Genomic DNA, 17,436 nt, shown 5'->3' with positions numbered 1-17,436 from the left:
CGTGGATGGAACGGTTCGGTGGGCCCGTCGGCGCGAGCCTCACCCGGTGAACGCACCGCGCACCACCCGCGTTCCCGGACCGGTCCCTCCCAGACGCTACCTTCCGGCCACGCCCCCGTCCCGTGGGGGCCTTCCGGTGTGCCGGTATCGTTGCTGACGTTCGGCCGCTTCGTAGACTTCCCCGTATCCCGGGGCTCGAAGCATTCGTACGACCGTACAAACGCTCCCCCGAGAAAGGGCCCCGCCGTGGCCGCCAAGCCCGTGGCCGAGCAGGCCAGGCCGGTCAAGCGACTGGTCGTACTGGTCTCCGGATCCGGTACGAACCTACAGGCGCTCCTTGACGCCATCGAGACGACCGGTGCGGGGGCCTACGGTGCCGAGATCGTGGCCGTCGGGGCGGACCGCGAGAACATCGAGGGGCTCGCGAGGGCCGAGCGGGCCCGGATTCCCATCTTCGTCCGCAAGGTCAAGGACTTCGAGACCCGCGAGGAGTGGGACGCCGCCCTCGCCGAGGCCGTCTCCGCGTACGAACCCGACCTCGTGGTGTCCGCCGGGTTCATGAAGATCGTGGGGAAGGAGTTCCTCGCGCGCTTCGGCGGGCGGTTCGTGAACACCCACCCCGCGCTGCTGCCCAGTTTTCCGGGGGCCCACGGAGTGCGCGACGCGCTCGCGTACGGAGCCAGGGTCACCGGCTGCACCGTCCACTTCGTCGACGACGGCGTCGACACCGGACCGATCATCGCCCAGGACGTGGTGGAGATCCGGGACGAGGACGACGAGAGCGCTCTGCACGAGCGCATCAAGGAAGTCGAGCGAAGGCTGCTCGTCGAGGTCGTGGGGCGGCTCGCCCGCAACGGCTATCGCATTGAGGGACGAAAGGTAGTTATCCAGTGACCGCCGAGAGCATCGAGAACGGCAAGCGGGCCATCCGTCGCGCGCTCGTCAGCGTCTACGACAAGACCGGGCTCGAAGAGCTTGCCCGCGGGCTGCACGAAGCCGGCGTCGAACTCGTCTCCACCGGGTCCACCGCGGGCCGTATCGCCGCCGCCGGCGTCCCCGTCACCAAGGTCGAGGAGCTCACCGGCTTCCCCGAGTGCCTGGACGGCCGCGTCAAGACCCTGCACCCGCGCGTGCACGCCGGCATCCTCGCCGACCTGCGGCTCGAGGACCACCGGCAGCAGCTCGCCGAGCTGGGCATCGAGCCGTTCGACCTGGTCGTCAGCAACCTCTACCCGTTCCGCGAGACCGTCGCCTCCGGTGCCACCCCCGACGAGTGCGTCGAGCAGATCGACATCGGCGGCCCGTCGATGGTCCGCGCGGCCGCCAAGAACCACCCGTCCGTCGCGATCGTCACGAGCCCCGCGCGGTACGGCGACGTCCTCGCCGCGGTCAAGGACGGCGGCTTCGACCTCAGCACCCGCAAGCGGCTCGCCGCCGAGGCCTTCCGGCACACCGCCGAGTACGACATCGCGGTCGCCAGCTGGTTCGCCAGCTCCTACGCCCCCGTGGACGAGTCGCTCTTCCCCGACTTCCTCGGCGCCACCCTGGAGCGCCGCAACACCCTGCGCTACGGCGAGAACCCGCACCAGCCCGCCGCGCTCTACGTCGACGGCACTGGGGTCGGCCTCGCGGAGGCCGAGCAGCTGCACGGCAAGGAGATGTCGTACAACAACTACACGGACACGGATGCCGCCCGCCGTGCCGCGTACGACCACACCGAGCCGGCCGTCGCGATCATCAAGCACGCCAACCCCTGCGGTATCGCGGTCGGTTCGGACGTCGCCGAGGCGCACCGCAAGGCACACGCGTGTGACCCGCTGTCGGCCTTCGGTGGCGTCATCGCCGTCAACCGGCCGGTCAGCAAGGAGATGGCGGAGCAGGTCGCCGAGATCTTCACCGAGGTCATCGTCGCGCCCGACTACGAGGACGGCGCGCTCGAAGCCCTCGCCAAGAAGAAGAACATCCGGGTCCTGAAGGCCCCGGCCGCTCCCGCGCACCCCGCCGAGGTCAAGCCCATCGACGGCGGCGCGCTCCTCCAGGTCACCGACCGCCTCCAGGCCGAGGGCGACGACCCGGCGAACTGGACCCTGGCGACCGGCGAGGCCCTGAGCGCGGACGAGCTCGGCGAGCTCGCCTTCGCCTGGCGGGCCTGCCGGGCCGTCAAGTCCAACGCCATCCTCCTCGCCAAGGACGGCGCGTCGGTCGGCGTCGGCATGGGGCAGGTCAACCGGGTCGACTCCGCGAAGCTGGCGGTCGAGCGGGCCGGCGCCGAGCGCGCGCAGGGCTCGTACGCGGCCTCGGACGCCTTCTTCCCGTTCCCGGACGGCCTGGAGGTTCTCCTGGAGGCCGGTGTGAAGGCGGTCGTCCAGCCGGGCGGCTCGGTCCGTGACGAACTCGTCGTCGAAGCCGCGCAGAAGGCCGGCATCACGATGTACTTCACGGGGACGCGGCACTTCTTCCACTGACACCGACCCGACCCGAGGGCGGCGCTAGCTCGAACTGCGTAGCGCCGCCCACGTGTTGGGCCCCACCTGGCCGTCGACCTCCAGCCCCTTGGCGCTCTGGAACTGCTTGACCGCCGACTGGGTGTCCTTGCCGAACTCGCCGTCCACGCCCGAACCGCCCACGCTGTAGCCGCGCTTGGTGAGCATGCACTGCACCTGCACGACCCGCTGGCCCTTGTCGCCGTAGTCGGTGAGTTCGGTGCCGGAGTAGTAGGTGCAGCCGGAGATCCAGGCGGGGGTGGCCGGGGGCGCCGCGGTCCTGGTCACCGTGGCGGTGGGGGCGGGGGCGGTGCTGTTTCCGCCGCCCGTGCCTCCGCTGTTCCGGGTGGCTGTCGCGGACGGAGTGCTGTCCGGTGCGCTGCTGCTCTCCTCGGGGGCGGCCGTCTGCGGCTCGCTCTTGTCCTTCTTCTTCTCGCCGGCGTCCTTGCCGGAGGGTGAGGCGGAGGCGCCGGCCCCGGAAGAGGTCGGCGCGGCGGAGGCGCTGACGCTGCCGGAGCGCGTCGGGGCGGCGGCGGCCGGGGAGTCGAGGCCCGGACGGGTGAGCAGGAAGGCACCGACGGCCACGGCTCCGACGGCGATCCCCGCGACGGCGGCCAAGAGGGGCCTCCGCCGCCTACCGGAACCGGTGACCGGGGCGGGGACCGATGAGAGCACCGGCTCCGTGGGCGTGCGGAAGTGAGGGGACTGCCGGACGGGCCCGCCCTCCAGCACCGCACACCCCTGCTGCCGGTCCAGGAGCCGGGCGGCCAGTGTGTCGTGCCAGTGGGACGCGCGGCCGTGCCCGGCGGCCGTGGCCGCGTCGATCAGCTGCCGCGGGGCGGGACGCCCGGCGGGGTCCTTGGCGAGACAGGCGGACAGCAGCGCGGCCAACGCGGGGTCCGCCTGCGCGAGTTCGGCCATGACCTCGGTGTCGGGTGCCTCGAAGGCGACCCGGTGCATGACGTCCACGCCGGTCCCGTCGCCGAAGGGGGCGTGCCCGGTGGCGGCGTACACGATGGTGCAGCCGAGCGAGAAGACGTCGGAGGCGGCGTCGCAGCGGCCCTCGCGCAGGTACTCGGGTGCCATGTACGCGGCCGTGCCGACCCGGTTGCCGGTCGTGGTGATCGCGCTGCTGTCGGCCGCGCGGGAGATGCCGAAGTCGATGACGTGCGTACCCCGGGGGGACAGGATCACGTTGGACGGCTTGAGATCCCGGTGCACGACCCCGGCGGCGGCCAGCGCCGACAGGGCCTCCCCGAGGTCCGCGACCAGCCGCCACACCCCGGCCGGCTCCAGCAGCCCGCACTCGCGGACGGCCTCGGCGAGGTTGAGGCCGGGCAGGTACTCGGTGGCCATCCACAGCAGCGCGTCGTCGAATCCGGTGCCGAGGAGGTGCGGTGCGCGCGGTGTGCGCACCCGGCCGTGCACGGCGGCCTCGCGCTCGAAGCGCCGCCGGAAGTCCGGGCCTTCGGCGTACTCGGGCCGGATCACCTTCACGGCGGCGAGTCCCGGGGCGTCGTCGGCGCGCCGGGCCAGATAGACCCGGCCCATGCCGCCGCTGCCGAGCAGCCCGAGCGGGACGTAGGGTCCGATACGTCCGGGATCGGCGGGCAGCAATGGGGCCGCGCCCGCCTGCCGCAGCGCGTCACCGGCCGCCGGTATGTCTGTCACGGTCCCCCCGACCTGCCTTTTCTTTCCTCAACGTGCTCTCATGTCACGCCAGTTGACTGAGGAGAGGCTAGCGCCCCGCTGTCGGGGAGTGCCGGGATACCGGGGGAACGAGGCCCGCGCATACGTGAGCGCGGTCTCCGGCCCTCCCCCGAAAGGGCCGGAGACCGCGCGGTCCGCGCCGGATCAGGTGACCCGGGTGCCGTCGGGCCGGACGCCGGTGACGCGCGTGCCGTCGTGGTGGTAGCCGCCGGTCACCCGCGTGCCGTCCGGGGTGGAGAGATCCCGGTCGGCCGGCGCGGCCCGGTCGCGGTTGCCGTCCGTGACGACGGTCACCCGCGTGCCGTCCGGTGCGGTGCCCTCGCGCGAGTCCGGTACGGCCGCGGACGCGGACGCCGCGGAGCCGGCGACCAGTGCCCCGGCCGCGAGCAGCAGTGCGGCGGGCTTGATGATGTTCACGTCCATACCCCCAGGTGAACCTCGGTGGTGGTGCCGCCGAAGCGGCATGCGCCCACCCTGCCGGTCCGCCCCCCGCGCGGGTACCTGAGAAGTCTCAGGGTCACTTCCTGCCGGGCGGTGTGTACTCCTTGAGGTACTGCGCGATCCGGGCCGCGTAGTCGCGGTTCTTCGCGGGAACCCCGCCCGCGTCGTTCACCTTGTCGTACGACGTCCGGTAGGCGGCGGCGATCAGCACCCGGCGGTCACCCGGCAGACCGGCGTCCAGGCGGGGCGCGATCCAGCACAGGTAACGGGCCATCGCCGGGATGGACTCGGCGGGCGGGAAGGGGGGTTGGGGCATGGTGTCGGCGGGCGTGCCGTCGGCGTTCATCCAGTACCGCAGCACCCTGGGGGTCCAACGTGCGATGCCGTACTCGTCGTTGGCCGGATCGGACAGATCAGGATCGAAGTTGCTCTCCGCCTTCAGCATGGCGGCGATCAGAGCCGGGGTGACGTCCTCCTGCGCGCAGTCGTGCGCCGACTCGACGATCAGTACCCGGTAGGGGGCCGGGACGCCTTTGTCCGTACGGAGTTCGGCGGCGCCGTAGGCCGCGGGTGAGACGGTCGCCGGTGCGGAGGCGTCGCCGGTGGGGCCGTTGTCGTCCGAGGTCCAGTCGCTGATGCCGTAACCCAGCGCGGCCAGCGCGCCGGCGGCGAGCACGGCCGCCGTGATCGTCGTACGACGGAGGCGGCGCGCGAAGAACGGGCGGGGGGAGCGGGAGGTTCCGGCCGCCGTCTCCACACGGCGCAACAGGGGCTCGGCGGTGACGCGCTCGGCGTGTGTGCGGGTGAGGCAGTCGCGGATGATCTCCCGCCAGTCGTCGGGGAGTTCGGGGGACAGCCGCAGATCGTCGGTGCCACGAGCGTAGGCGGCGGCCGCGTCCCGGCGGGCCGTCGGGGTGCCGCCGGGCAGCGGGAAGGTGTCGGCGAGGACCAGGTGCGCGAGGACGCCGAAGGCCCAGACGTCGGCGGAGGGGCGGATCCGGCGGCCGCGTTCGCCGATCTCCGCCCACAGGAGTTCCGGCGGGGTGTAGTCGGGTGTGGAGAAGGCGGGGGTGTAGGCGTGGGTGCCCTCCAGCTCCGCGGCCATGTTGAAGTCGGCGAGCCGGGCCGAACCGTCCTCCATCAGCAGGACGTTGGCGGGCTTCAGATCGCCGTGCACCCAGTTCGCGCGGTGCAGCTGGGCCAGTCCCTCGCAGATCTGGGCGAGCAGGGCGGGGCCGGACGGCGGGCGGGGCCGGGTGGCCAGCAGGGCCGACAGGGAGGTCTGTGCCTTCTCCAGTACGAGAACGGTGGCGCCGTCCAACTCCGGGCGCTCGGGGTCGTCGACGACGAGGGTGTCGTACATCCGGATCAGACGGGGGCGTCTGAGCCTGCGGTACAACTGCACCTCGCGTTCCACGAGTTCCCGCAGATGGGTGAGTCGGCGGGGCGTCCCGGTGCCGGTGGGCAGGAACTTCAGGGCGGCCGTCGCGGGCTGCCCGTCCCGCCGCCGGCCCTCGTACACGCTTCCGAAGGCGCCCGTGGCGATCGGCTCGCGCACCTCCCAGCCGCCCACCCGGTAGCCCCGGGGGACCGGTACGGCGTACGGCTCGGTCACCGGGCCGCCCCGCCGGAACCCGTCAGCACCACCAGGTCCTCCTCGCGGACCAGGTCGAAGCGGAGCGCCAGGGAGACCAGGGACTCCTTCTTGCCGTTCAGCCGCGGGCCCGGGTCGGCCTCCTCCGGGCCGGGCTTCAGGCGCAGCTTCACCGCCAGGTAGTCGATGTTCCACTGCACCGAAGTGCGGGAGGCGGCCGCCCAGTTGGGGCGCAGCCGCTCGACCACCTGGTCCACGGTGGGCAGCGGGGCGTGCGGTTCGCCGCGCAGCCGGGGCTCGCACAGGGCGGCCAGGACCGCGAAGTACCGCGTGGTCCGGTCGACGGAGAAGGCGGGCGCGGTGGTCGTCCCCTCGATGTCGCCGTCGGCGCGCAGATAGTCGTGGCGCGGCGCCCACACGTCGATGGCGATCAGGTCGCCCGCGGCCGGCAGCACGATTCGCGAGAACTCGAAGGGGACCGGCGCCTCCAGGCGCCCCGGCCCGACCTTGATGTGTTCGCCCGCGCCCTCCGGGTTCTCCACGACGTACGTCTGGCGTCCGGACAGGTTGCTCAGTGCCCAGAAAGCGCCCTGCGCGGTGATCTCGCCGGCTCTTCGGGACACCCCCTCATGGGGGATCCGCACCGCGCAGGCGGCGCCGCGTCCGAAGGTCAGCCGCTCGCCCGGGGCGAGTCGCAGCTGCTGTGGTGCAGTCCGGTCCTCCGTGGTCGGCGGAGGTACCACGATGATGCTGTACACGGTCCGTCTCCCCGTCCCCGCGTGTCTACGAGCCAGGGTGGGTGACGCCCCGGGGCCGTGTCACGACGTGACACGGCCCCGGGGGAAGTATGGCGAGAAGGCGACGTGGCGATCCGCCGCCGATTGTGGTGAAGCAGCGCTCAGTTCGTACGGATGACGATGGACGAGCAGACCTTGTCGGCGAAGGTCTGGCGCTTGGCGTCCCAGGCCGGCCACAGCCAGCCGAGGTAGCACGCGAGGCTGTCCAGGAAGTGCGCGAGACGGCGGACGAAGGCCATGCCGACGCCGAGGGGCTGTCCGTCGCTCTCCCGCACCAGGCGGATGCCGAGCGCCTTCTTGCCGAGCGTCTGGCCGGTACGGCCCTCCATGATCAGCAGCCAGATCGCGATGCCGATGATGCCGAGGTAGCCGATGATCACCAGGGCCGCCGTCTTGTTGGCCGCTCCGACGCCCACGATGATGTACGGGACCACGAACACGAGCATGTCGACCAGGGTGCCGAGGAAGCGCTGGCCCCAGTTCGCGTACGGGGGCTGCGCGCCGTAGCCCGGCTGCTGCGGGTAGCCGTAGGCGGAGGCCGGGACCTGCGGCGCCTGCGGGTAGCCGTAGCCCGGCTGCTGGGGGTAGCCCTGCTGCGGCGGTACGCCCTGGGGGGCCTGCTGCGGGTATCCGTAACCGGGCTGCTGCTGCGGCGGCTGCTGGGGGTAGCCGTAACCGGGCTGCTGCTGGGGGTTCTGGGGGTTCTGCGGCTGCTCGTAAGGGTTGTTGGGCGAGCCGAAACTCATGATGATCCTCCGTGGGCCAAGCTGGGGACAATGCGGACTGCGCGGAGGAACGTCACGGTCTGAGCGGTTTGCCCCCCGAACATCAACCGCGATACTGCGCCAGACATCGTTCTAGGCGGGTGTGTTGTTGTCCAGCCTCATTCGGTATGCGTTGTGCAAGTGCAACCTCGCCGATCTTGAGCGGGCCAATCGTGGAACCCGGATTGGAACCGGGGCCGGGTCATCCGCGAGGATGGGGACATGACCGCCCAGATTCTCGATGGCAAGGCCACCGCAGCCGCGATCAAGTCCGATCTGACCGCCCGCGTGGCGGCGCTGAAGGAGAAGGGCGTCACGCCCGGCCTCGGCACGATCCTCGTCGGGAGCGACCCCGGCAGCCAGAAGTACGTCGCCGGCAAGCACCGGGACTGCGCGGAGGTCGGCATCGCCTCCATCCAGCGTGAACTGCCCGAGACGGCCACGCAGGAGGAGATCGAGGCGGTCGTCCGCGAGCTGAACGACGACCCGGAGTGCACCGGTTACATCGTCCAGCTGCCGCTGCCCAAGGGCATCGACGAGAACCGCATCCTCGAACTCATGGACCCGGACAAGGACGCGGACGGGCTGCACCCGATGAACCTCGGGCGGCTGGTCCTCAACGAGCCGGCGCCGCTGCCCTGCACGCCGAACGGTGTGCTGACGCTGTTGCGCCGGTACGGCGTCGAGATCAAGGGCGCGGAGGTGGTGGTCGTCGGCCGTGGCGTGACGATCGGCCGCTCGATGCCGCTGCTGCTCACCCGGCGCAGTGAGAACGCGACGGTGACCCAGTGCCACACCGGCACCCGTGACCTGTCCTCGCACCTCAAGCGTGCGGACATCATCGTCGCCGCCGCCGGTTCCGCCCACCTGATCCGTCCCGAGGACGTGAAGCCGGGCGCCGCCGTCCTCGACGTCGGCGTCTCCCGCAACGCCGAGGGCAGGATCGTCGGCGACGTCCACCCCGGCGTCGCCGAAGTCGCCGGCTTCATCTCCCCGAACCCCGGCGGCGTCGGCCCGATGACCCGCGCCCAGCTGCTCGTCAACGTGGTCGAGGCGGCGGAGCGCAGTGTCGGCTGAGGCACGGGGCCCCGAGAAGCGGGGCTCTCGGGAGGCGGGCGCGGAGTCGGCTGAGGCGGGCGGGTCGCGGACGGCGGGTGTGGATGCGGCCGAGGCGCAGGGGCACCGGGAGGCGGGTGTGGACGGCGTCGGGTCCCGGGAGCCGGTGGGCGAGGCGCCCGGGGCCGGGAAGCGGGCGGCCGCGGCGCGGGGCTCTCAGGAGCAGGATGTGGCGTCGGGCGCGTCCCGAAAGCCGGGTGTCAGGACGGCCGAGACGGAGGAGCTCCGGATGTCGGGTGGCACGGCCGCCGAGGTGGACGAGGTCCGTGAGTCCGGTGCCACGGTTGCCGCGGATGGCGCCGCCGGGAAATCGGGCGGTGCCGATGGCGAGTCGGACACCGCGTCGGATCCCGAGTCGCAGGCCGAAGTCGTCGTGCGGGACGCGATCAGCGCGCCCGATGTCGACGGGCGGCCGCGGCGGGCGACACGGCGGTTTCCGCTGTTCACCAGGGACACCGCGCGGCCCGAGGGCGGTGGCCGGGCCGCGCCGCGGGACGCTCCGGCGCCCGCCCGGCAGTGGCCGGTGCTCGCCGTGCTGGCCACGGTGGCGCTCGGGCTGCTGCTGACCGCCGTCGACCAGTTCCGCTACGGCACGCTGCTCATCGGCCTCGCCCTGCTCGCCGGTGCCGTGCTGCGCTGGCTGCTGCCGGACGTCGGCATGCTCGCCGTGCGCTCCCGCTTCACCGACATCGCCACCTACGGCGTGCTCGGTACCGCGATCGTCCTGCTGGCGATGATGGTGCAGCCGAACCCGTGGCTGGTGATCCCCTTCCTCAAGGACACCCTGCACTTCACAGTCAGCAGCAACTGACCCGGGGCAGGCGCGGGCGGTGCAGGGACGGCGGTCCGCCCCCACCCCCGATGAGGGACGGACCGCCGTCACGGCTCAGCCTCCCGTGGCGCGAACGGCCTGTTCAACGGCTGTCAGGTCGCTGTGGCACAGCCGTGACCGTTCCGGCACGGTGTGCGTGACCAGCCACAACCGCCCCCGGACCAGGAACCGATCAGGCCTCTGACGTCGTCACTTGCCTGGAAGCAGGTGAGGACGCCGTGGAGGTGGGCGATGAGTGGCTGGCAGGCGCTGCCCGACGATCTGCCGCCGGAGGTACGGCACTTCGTGGAGCAGCTCAGACAGCTCAAGGACCGCACGGGGCTCAGCCTGGTCGCGCTCGGCGCCCGCACCGCGTACAGCAAGTCCTCCTGGCACCGCTATCTCAACGCCACCCAGCCACCGCCCCGCCAGGCCGTCGCCGCCCTGTGCCGGATCGCGGGTCTCGACACCACCGACGCCGACCGCTTCGGTGTGCGCTGGGAACTGGCGGTCCAGGCCTGGCCCCGCCCGACGACGGCGCCCGCACCGACCGCCGGGGGCGAGGAGTACGAGGACGATCCGACCCTGCCGTGGTGGGACGAGCGCCCCGAAGAGGGCGGCCGCGGAATGAACCGCTTGTTGCTGTTCGCCGTACTTCTGCTTGTCCTCCTGCTGTTGGCCGGGGTGGCCGGTGCCGTGGCGTCCGGGTGAGCCGGGAACTCCCGTGACGGGCGTTATTACCGGTGTGTTCCTCCTGTGACGATGTATTGACAAGTTCGCGCATTTGACACAGAACCGTTCGACAGCGGAGCTAATGTGTCGAACTTGCCGACGCCCCCGTGCGTCTCCGCGCCGGGAGCTGAGATCCTTGGCGGACGCACTCCTGTGGGGGGCACGGGGGAGCGGGGAACAACCAGCACCGACCGGGGGGAAAGAGGGGGAGCAATGCCTCGCTGGAGGGCTTTGCCGGATGAACTGGATCCGCAGGTCAGGGAGTTCGCGAGCCAATTGCGGCGGCTCGTGGACCGCAGCGGCCTGAGCATCGCGGCCGTCGCCGACCGCACGGGTTACAGCAAGACGTCCTGGGAGCGGTATCTCAACGGCCGGCTGCTCGCGCCGAAGGGTGCGATCGTCGCCCTGGCCGAGGTCACCGGCACCAATCCCGTTCACCTGACGACGATGTGGGAGCTCGCCGAACGGGCCTGGAGCCGTTCGGAGATGCGCCACGACATGACCATGGAGGCCATCCGGATCTCCCAGGCGCGGGCCGCGCTCGGCGAGTTCGGGGCGCCGCCCGCCAACGTCAAGGGCAGCAAGACGGCCCGCAGGAGCAGCAGCGCGACGGCGACGCCGGGGGTGGCGGGACCCGCGGGAGTCGCCCCTACGGTGCCGCCGCAGCCGGCGGCGCCGGAAGCCGACGGCGTGGAGGCACGGCACGGCTCCTCGGGCGGGAACTCCTGGGGCGTGGCCGGATATCAGGGGCCCGCGCAGCCCTCTTCGGGGCGTACGGCCGCGGCGGCGCCCGTCTCCGCCGGCGGTCCGGGGTGGACGCCGGGGGCGCCCGGACCGTACGACGAGCCGCAGGACGCGCGGCCCGGGGACGGCTCCTCCGGTGGCGCCGGTGGGTCCGCCGGGTCCGGTGGCTCCGGTGGCGGGAAGCGGCGGCTGACGATGTTCCTCTCGGGGGTCGTCGGGGTGCTGGTCGTGGTCGCCGCCGTGTTCTTCCTGACCGACGGGGGCGGCGACAAGAAGAAGACGGGGGCCGACAAGTCTGCGTCGCCGTCCGCCAGCGCGTCCGTCTCGTTGCCCGCCGGGGTGAAGTGCAGTGGTGCGGGGTGCACCGGCAAGGACGCCGAGGCCATGGGGTGCAGTGGGAATCTCGTGACGACCGCCAAGACCGCGACGGTGGGGGCGACCGTGGTCGAGGTGCGGTACAGCGAGACCTGTGGCGCGGCCTGGGGGAGGGTCACCCAGGCCGGGCAGGGGGACAAGGTCGAGGTGACCGCGGGGAAGGCGACCGAGCAGAGCGGGAACATCACCGAGGCCGGGGACACGATCGCCTATACGCCGATGGTGGCGGTGAAGGACGCCGGTGAGGCGAAGGCCTGTGTGACGCTGGCTTCCGGGCAGTCGGGGTGCACCGACTGAGCGGGCGCCCGCACGCTCGGTAGGTAAATCTTCAGCGACCGTGCATGGGGTGCTGAATCGGGGGCACGCGAACCGTACCCCCACGGGAGTCCGGAAATCGGTACCCCCATACGGCGGCCGCCTTCGTCCCCCTCTCCCGGACGGGCGGCCGCCTCTTTTGTCGGTCGTTCGCGGGGCAGGCCGCGGGGTGGTTGTGGGGTGGGCCACACGGGGCCGGACGTCCGACATCCCGGATGCGCGATAGCCTGACCGCTGGATCTCTCTTGACGCCAAGAGATCGATCAAACGTCCGGGGCAGGGACGCCCCACCGCCAGCTGTCATACGGAGAACGCCATGACCCGCACTCCCGTGAACGTCACCGTCACCGGCGCGGCCGGCCAGATCGGTTACGCCCTGCTCTTCCGCATCGCCTCCGGCCAGCTGCTCGGCGCGGACGTGCCGGTCAAGCTTCGCCTCCTGGAGATCACCCCCGCGCTGAAGGCCGCCGAGGGCACCGCGATGGAGCTCGACGACTCCGCCTTCCCGCTGCTCCAGGGCATCGACATCACGGACGACCCGAACGTCGCCTTCGACGGCACCAACGTCGGTCTGCTCGTCGGCGCCCGCCCCCGCACCAAGGGCATGGAGCGCGGCGACCTCCTGGAGGCCAACGGCGGCATCTTCAAGCCGCAGGGCAAGGCCATCAACGACCACGCCGCGGACGACGTGAAGATCCTGGTCGTCGGCAACCCGGCCAACACCAACGCGCTGATCGCCCAGGCCGCCGCCCCGGACGTACCGGCCGAGCGCTTCACCGCGATGACCCGCCTCGACCACAACCGCGCGCTGACCCAGCTCGCGAAGAAGACGGGCACCACGGTCGCCGACATCAAGCGTCTGACCATCTGGGGCAACCACTCCGCCACCCAGTACCCGGACATCTTCCACGCCACGGTGGCCGGCAAGAACGCCGCCGAGACCGTCAACGACGAGAAGTGGCTGGCCGAGGACTTCATCCCGACCGTCGCCAAGCGCGGCGCGGCCATCATCGAGGCCCGTGGCGCCTCGTCGGCCGCCTCCGCCGCCAACGCCGCCATCGACCACGTCCACACCTGGGTCAACGGCACCGCGGACGGCGACTGGACCTCCATGGGCATCCCGTCGGACGGTTCCTACGGTGTCCCGGAGGGCCTGATCTCGTCCTTCCCCGTCACCACCAAGGACGGCGCCTACGAGATCGTCCAGGGCCTGGAGATCAACGAGTTCTCCCGCGCCCGCATCGACGCCTCCGTGAAGGAGCTGGCGGAGGAGCGCGAGGCGGTGCGCGCGCTCGGTCTCATCTGAGTCTTCTCGACGGCTCTGTCACGAGCCTGCACGGGCCCTGTTCCGGTTCCTTCCGGAACAGGGCCCGTGGCCGTTTTTCGCCCTACGGTCGACGCAGTACCCGGTGGGGTGATGCGGGGGTTCGAGATGAACGGCTGGAACGGTTACAGCTCCGGTTCCGGAGCGGAACACGAACCGAGCGAGGAGAGTGGCCGGGCGGCCTGGAGCTCGGGGGAGACGGGGACCGCCCCGCCGTGGGCGTCCGCCCAGACGCAGACCTCGTTCGCGCCTCCCTGGGCGACGGCCGGGACACCGGCTTCTGCCGCCCCTCCCTGGCCACCGGTGGCGCCGGCTCCCGCGGGTCCCCCGCACGCGCCCCACCGGGTCCGACGGGTGCTCGCCGCCCTCGCGGTGGCCGTCCTGGTCGGGGTCTCGGTCGGGGTCGGTGTCTGGTGGCTCATCCGCGACACCTCCCTCGGATCCGGTTCCGGCAGGGGCGCCGGTCCGGCCCCGGGCGTCACGGCCACGCCGTCCCCGTCGGCTTCCGTCTCCACCGCCTCGGGGTACCGCCGTCTCCAGGATCCCGCCGGCTACACCGTCGACGTTCCCCGGGGCTGGACCCGCACCGAGAAGCAGGGGGAATCGGCTCCGGTCGTCGTCTACGACGCCCCCGCCGACGGCCGCCGGCTCCAGGTCTTCCGGGTCGCGGAGGACACCCCGGCCCAGTCCCTCGGCCTGGCCGAGAACGACCCCGGCTACGGCTTCTCACGTCGGCCCGGCTATCAGGTCATCGACCGGGCCTCGGGCACCACTTGGGCCGAGCTCGCCTATCGCTACGACGACACGGACCTCGGCGCCCGCCAGGTCGTGGACCACCGTTTCCGGGCCGCCGACGGGAGGCTGTACGCGATCCGCGCCGCCGGCCCCGCCGACCTCGCGCCCGCCCTGGTGCGCGAGCCGCTCACCAGGGCGCTGGCCTCCTTCTGCCCGGCGGACACGGAGTGCGGCGTGGGGGCGGAGTGAGCTCTCGGGTCCGCCGTGACCCGCGGTCAGCCGGGCAGCCGCTTCTCGAACCAGTAGTCGCCGTAGACGTGATCCACGTACGGCGGGATCTCCGTGTAGCCGCACGCCCGGTACATCGTCCGCGCCTCGGTGAGCGAGGCATGCGTGTCGAGCCGCAGGACGGCCAGGCGGCGGGTGACGGCCTCCGTCTCCAGGGCCGCCAGGATCCGCCGGGCGAGGCCGAGACGGCGGGCGTCCGGGTGCACCCACACATGGCGGATCTCGCCGACACGCGGCTCCAGCCGGCGCAGCGCGCCGCAGCCCACGGGGCGGCCCTCCTCGTACGCCACGAAGAACGCGCCCGCGTTCCCGGAGACCTCCTCGGGGCGCACCAGGTCGGACTTGTCGAAGCCCTCCGGGAAGCGGGCGTCGATGTCGGCGGCGTAGGCGTCGAGGCAGGCGCGGGCGTCGGGGGCGGCGCCGTCGACCGGGGCCACGGTGATGCCGGCCAGGCGCAGCAGGCGCTGGGCGGTGCTCATCGCCTCGGTGAGCCGGTCGCGCTGGGGCCCGGTGAGTCCGTCGAGCAGACCGGCCGCGAGGGCGTCGGCCCGGCGGTTCTGCTCGTCGAGTTCGATTCTTCCGGCGCGGGTCAGCTCGACCATGCGCAGTCGGCTGTCGCCGGGGTGGACGCTGACCCGGACCATGCCCTGCGCCTGCAGGGTCTTCGCCATCCGGCTCAGATATCCGGCGTCCAGACCGAGCCGGGTCCTGAGCTCGCGCAGCGAGACCCCGTCGCCGATCTCGAACAGCAGCCGCGCCTCGCCGAGCGGGCGGTCCTGGCCGAGGTAGTGGTCGTCCAGGGCGCCGATACGGCGGGTGAAGTAGCGGTTGAACCGGCGGAACTCCGCCACGTGCACTGTCGACACCGGGTCCATAATCTTTGACTTTAGTCAAATGAATCTGCCGCTGTCCACAGGTCCGCATTCCGGTTCGCCGACCCCACCCGCACCTCTATGCTGATTGGTTGTCAACAACAGCACTGAGCAAGGCCTTTGCACGCATCGGGGGAAGTGGCGTGAGTACTGCGTTCGTGCCTCAGCAACCGCAGCCGACATCGGGCGGCGCACCACCTTCGTCGGCACCACCTGGGCCGGCCACACCACCGCACGCCAGTGAGGCGACCCGGCTGCTGTGCGCGGGCACCTACCTGGATTCCGGTTACCGGGACCGGGTCATCGAGCAGCTGCACCTGAACGAACAGCGGATCGTGGCGCCCTCGCTCGGCCTCGACGCGGCCCGGGTGCTCGCGCACGCGCTGCGGGCCCGGCGCCAGGAGCTCCTGTGGGCCGGGCTGATCCTGGGCCTGTGGGTGATCGGGCTGCCGCTGACCGGTGGGCTGCTGTTCGTGTTCCTCGGTCCCAGCCTGATGCTCGCGGCTGCCTCATGGATCCGGGGCAAGAGCGCGAACCCGCCGTTGTACCGGCGGGTGCCGGCCTTCTTCGTGCGCTGGTGGGGGCGGCTCGTCTTCGCCATGTTCCTGATCCTGGCCCTCGTCGTCGCGTTCGGCGGAGGCGACGACGACTCGTCGTCCTACGGTGACTCGGGGTCCTTCGGCGACTCGTACGGCTACGGCGACTCGTACGGCTCCTACGGCGACTCGACCGGCCCCTCCGATCTGCTGTTCCCCGACTTCGACCGGGTCAGCGGGCTCATCGGGCCCCTGCAGGCCTGGCTGGTGATCGTCGTCTTCGCGCTGATCGCGGGGTGCGTGGCCGCGCAGCGCGGACAGTTCGCCCGGGCGATGGGCGCCGAGCTGTCCCCGCAGCGCTTCCCGGACGCGGCCGGCGACCCCGCCGAGCGGGCCGAGGGGCAGCGGTTCCAGCGGCTGAAGCAGCGCATCCGGGTCGAGCAGCACGCGCCGCTGGTCATGTACCACGAGAAGCGTCCCTTCTGCGGGGCCGGGGCCGCCTACGAGACCTGGGTGCTCGCCGTCGAGCTGCGGCCGGACGAGATGAAGAAGGAACAGCTGCCGCTGAACAACCGCGCGGTCCTGGAGAAGATCCGCCCGCTGCTCGAACAGCTGCGGCTGCCCTCCGAGTTCGCCGGACACACGGTCCGCGACCGGCTGCGCTGGCTGGAGATCGACGAGTGCGTGTTCCTGCCCGCGGAGGGGCTGCGCCGCCGCGAGGAGGCGCCGTACCACCCGCAGGCCTTCGAGGACCACCGGGCGCGTGCGGTCGAGGAGGGCGCCGAGAAGCGGCGCCACTTCCTGCGGATCCGGGTCGGCGGCTGGGAGGAGGAGCTGGTCGTCACGGTCTTCGTGCGGGTCCACACCCAGGGCCGGATGCTCATGCTGGAGATCGCCCCGCATGTGCTGCTTCCGGTGCGCGAGGACTTCAAGGACGCCGACCGCACGGCCCACACCTACCGGCACAACAACGTGGTCGGGAAGGCGGCCTGGGCGGTGGCCCGGGTGCCGGGCTCCGCGGCCCGCTCCCTCGTCACCCTGGGCAGGGGCGTGGGGTACGCGTGGAAGCTGCTGACCGGCGGCCACGCGGGCGCGCTGCCCGACGGTCCGGCGCTGTCGGTGCGGGAGCTGGGCTCGGTGGACGAGGGGTCCCGTTTCCAGGAGATGGACGCCTCCCGCTACCTCAGGAGCGTGCAGGACCGGGTCGCGCACGGCGTGCTGACCGCGCTGGCCGAATCCGGTTACCAGACCGGAGAGTTCGTCCAGAAGATCGTGAACATCAGCAGCGGCGGCGTGAACGTCGAGGGCGGTGTCCACGGCAGCACCTTCGCGGTGGGCAAGAACGCCACCGCCTCCTCCGCCAACGGTGGCGCGGGGTCTGCGCCACAGAAGGGAACCAGCGGCAATGACAACGGATGAGCCGGGCGTCAGCATCAGCGGCGGCGTCCACGGCAGCACCTTCGCCATCGGCAGCCACGCGCACGCCGAGAGCCACCACGGTACGGCGCCCCAGCGGGACGAGACCGCCGAGGCGCTCCTGACCGCCGTACGGGAACTCCGCGAGGACCTCACGCGACTCAGGGCCACCGACGAGACGGCGGCGCTGGACACCGCGCTGGCCGAGGCGGAGGAGGAGATCGTCACGACGGGGCAGGCGGGGCCGACCCGCCGGGAACGTCTGCGGGCGCTGCTGGACGACTCGCAGGCGCTGGTCGGTCTGGTCGCCTCGGCGGGGGCCGTGGCGGGGCTGCTGGGGTTGTGACAGGGCACGGTGCGGTAAGTGCCGGTCTACGGGGGAC

At 71.9% G+C, this 17,436-nt stretch carries 16 protein-coding genes; 10 read left to right on the top strand and 6 right to left on the bottom strand.

Going from position 1 to position 17,436, the window contains the following annotated elements; all coding sequences use genetic code 11:
• Positions 1-246: 246 nt before the first annotated feature.
• Both purN and purH read left to right on the top strand, forming a co-directional pair.
• Entirely contained in the window at positions 247-894 is a 648-nt protein-coding gene (purN, locus tag RNB18_RS40760) for a phosphoribosylglycinamide formyltransferase (protein ID WP_311719164.1), read from the top strand.
• On the top strand, positions 891-2,465 hold the full coding sequence (gene purH / locus RNB18_RS40755) for a bifunctional phosphoribosylaminoimidazolecarboxamide formyltransferase/IMP cyclohydrolase (protein WP_311719163.1): 1,575 nt from the start codon (positions 891-893) through the stop codon (positions 2,463-2,465). The genes purN and purH overlap by 4 nt, the downstream gene beginning before the upstream one ends.
• Positions 2,466-2,489: 24 nt before the next feature.
• Here purH and RNB18_RS40750 read toward each other — a convergent pair whose 3' ends face one another.
• From RNB18_RS40750 to RNB18_RS40730, 5 genes are all read right to left on the bottom strand, one after another.
• Entirely contained in the window at positions 2,490-4,154 is a 1,665-nt protein-coding gene (locus RNB18_RS40750) for a protein kinase domain-containing protein (protein WP_311719162.1), read from the bottom strand.
• Positions 4,155-4,337: 183 nt separating this feature from the next.
• Complete coding sequence (locus RNB18_RS40745) at positions 4,338-4,616, bottom strand: hypothetical protein (RefSeq protein WP_311719161.1); 279 nt, start codon at positions 4,614-4,616, stop codon at positions 4,338-4,340.
• 94 nt (positions 4,617-4,710) lie between these two features.
• Entirely contained in the window at positions 4,711-6,249 is a 1,539-nt protein-coding gene (locus RNB18_RS40740) for a serine/threonine protein kinase (protein WP_311719160.1), read from the bottom strand.
• Positions 6,246-6,986: an FHA domain-containing protein gene (locus RNB18_RS40735; protein WP_311719159.1), complete on the bottom strand. Its 741-nt coding sequence runs from the start codon at positions 6,984-6,986 to the stop codon at positions 6,246-6,248. Before RNB18_RS40735 ends, RNB18_RS40740 begins: the two co-directional genes overlap by 4 nt.
• Before the next feature lie 140 nt (positions 6,987-7,126).
• The gene (locus tag RNB18_RS40730; protein ID WP_059204835.1) at positions 7,127-7,771 is read right to left on the bottom strand and encodes an RDD family protein; all 645 of its coding nucleotides are present in this window, start codon (positions 7,769-7,771) and stop codon (positions 7,127-7,129) included.
• A gap of 240 nt (positions 7,772-8,011) precedes the next feature.
• On the opposite strand from RNB18_RS40730, the gene RNB18_RS40725 reads away from it, so the two are divergent.
• The 6 genes from RNB18_RS40725 (at position 8,012) to RNB18_RS40700 (ending at position 14,190) form a co-directional block, all read left to right on the top strand.
• The gene (locus RNB18_RS40725) at positions 8,012-8,866 is read left to right on the top strand and encodes a bifunctional methylenetetrahydrofolate dehydrogenase/methenyltetrahydrofolate cyclohydrolase (protein ID WP_311719157.1); all 855 of its coding nucleotides are present in this window, start codon (positions 8,012-8,014) and stop codon (positions 8,864-8,866) included.
• Between the two features lie 268 nt (positions 8,867-9,134).
• Positions 9,135-9,716 carry a DUF3017 domain-containing protein gene (locus tag RNB18_RS40720; protein ID WP_311719183.1) on the top strand — a complete coding sequence of 194 codons (582 nt, stop codon included), beginning with the start codon at positions 9,135-9,137 and terminating at the stop codon, positions 9,714-9,716.
• A 252-nt stretch (positions 9,717-9,968) separates the two neighbouring features.
• Positions 9,969-10,427: a helix-turn-helix domain-containing protein gene (locus tag RNB18_RS40715; protein ID WP_311719156.1), complete on the top strand. Its 459-nt coding sequence runs from the start codon at positions 9,969-9,971 to the stop codon at positions 10,425-10,427.
• A gap of 252 nt (positions 10,428-10,679) precedes the next feature.
• A complete protein-coding gene (locus RNB18_RS40710) occupies positions 10,680-11,864 on the top strand; it encodes a helix-turn-helix domain-containing protein (protein ID WP_311719155.1) in 1,185 nt (394 codons plus the stop codon).
• Between the two features lie 334 nt (positions 11,865-12,198).
• Positions 12,199-13,188, top strand: a complete 990-nt coding sequence (locus RNB18_RS40705; protein WP_311719154.1) for a malate dehydrogenase — start codon at positions 12,199-12,201, stop codon at positions 13,186-13,188.
• 111 nt (positions 13,189-13,299) lie between these two features.
• Positions 13,300-14,190: a hypothetical protein gene (locus tag RNB18_RS40700; RefSeq protein ID WP_311719153.1), complete on the top strand. Its 891-nt coding sequence runs from the start codon at positions 13,300-13,302 to the stop codon at positions 14,188-14,190.
• Between the two features lie 26 nt (positions 14,191-14,216).
• On the opposite strand, the gene RNB18_RS40695 is transcribed toward RNB18_RS40700, so the two are convergent.
• Positions 14,217-15,104 carry a bifunctional helix-turn-helix transcriptional regulator/GNAT family N-acetyltransferase gene (locus RNB18_RS40695; RefSeq protein WP_311719152.1) on the bottom strand — a complete coding sequence of 296 codons (888 nt, stop codon included), beginning with the start codon at positions 15,102-15,104 and terminating at the stop codon, positions 14,217-14,219.
• A gap of 140 nt (positions 15,105-15,244) precedes the next feature.
• Between RNB18_RS40695 and RNB18_RS40690 the strand changes: the two genes are divergently transcribed.
• Together RNB18_RS40690 and RNB18_RS40685 are read left to right on the top strand one after the other, a co-directional pair.
• A complete protein-coding gene (locus tag RNB18_RS40690; protein ID WP_311719151.1) occupies positions 15,245-17,056 on the top strand; it encodes a hypothetical protein in 1,812 nt (603 codons plus the stop codon).
• On the top strand, positions 17,043-17,399 hold the full coding sequence (locus tag RNB18_RS40685) for a hypothetical protein (RefSeq protein ID WP_311719150.1): 357 nt from the start codon (positions 17,043-17,045) through the stop codon (positions 17,397-17,399). Before RNB18_RS40690 ends, RNB18_RS40685 begins: the two co-directional genes overlap by 14 nt.
• The last annotated feature ends 37 nt before the right edge of the window (positions 17,400-17,436 follow it).

This window comes from Streptomyces doebereineriae (assembly GCF_031845645.1).
Classification (GTDB): Bacteria; Actinomycetota; Actinomycetes; order Streptomycetales; family Streptomycetaceae; genus Streptomyces; species Streptomyces canus.
The sequence above is the reverse complement of the archived record's forward strand: the minus strand, read 5'-3'. Positions and strand labels throughout refer to the sequence as shown.

Coding starts and splice junctions, on each gene's coding strand:
- RNB18_RS40745 (WP_311719161.1), bottom strand. CDS start 4,616: ATGGACGTGAACATCATCAAGCCCGCCGCACTGCTGCTCGCGGCCGGG.
- RNB18_RS40730 (WP_059204835.1), bottom strand. CDS start 7,771: ATGAGTTTCGGCTCGCCCAACAACCCTTACGAGCAGCCGCAGAACCCC.
- RNB18_RS40725 (WP_311719157.1), top strand. CDS start 8,012: ATGACCGCCCAGATTCTCGATGGCAAGGCCACCGCAGCCGCGATCAAG.
- RNB18_RS40720 (WP_311719183.1), top strand. CDS start 9,135: ATGTCGGGTGGCACGGCCGCCGAGGTGGACGAGGTCCGTGAGTCCGGT.
- RNB18_RS40715 (WP_311719156.1), top strand. CDS start 9,969: ATGAGTGGCTGGCAGGCGCTGCCCGACGATCTGCCGCCGGAGGTACGG.
- RNB18_RS40705 (WP_311719154.1), top strand. CDS start 12,199: ATGACCCGCACTCCCGTGAACGTCACCGTCACCGGCGCGGCCGGCCAG.
- RNB18_RS40700 (WP_311719153.1), top strand. CDS start 13,300: ATGCGGGGGTTCGAGATGAACGGCTGGAACGGTTACAGCTCCGGTTCC.
- RNB18_RS40695 (WP_311719152.1), bottom strand. CDS start 15,104: ATGGACCCGGTGTCGACAGTGCACGTGGCGGAGTTCCGCCGGTTCAAC.
- RNB18_RS40685 (WP_311719150.1), top strand. CDS start 17,043: ATGACAACGGATGAGCCGGGCGTCAGCATCAGCGGCGGCGTCCACGGC.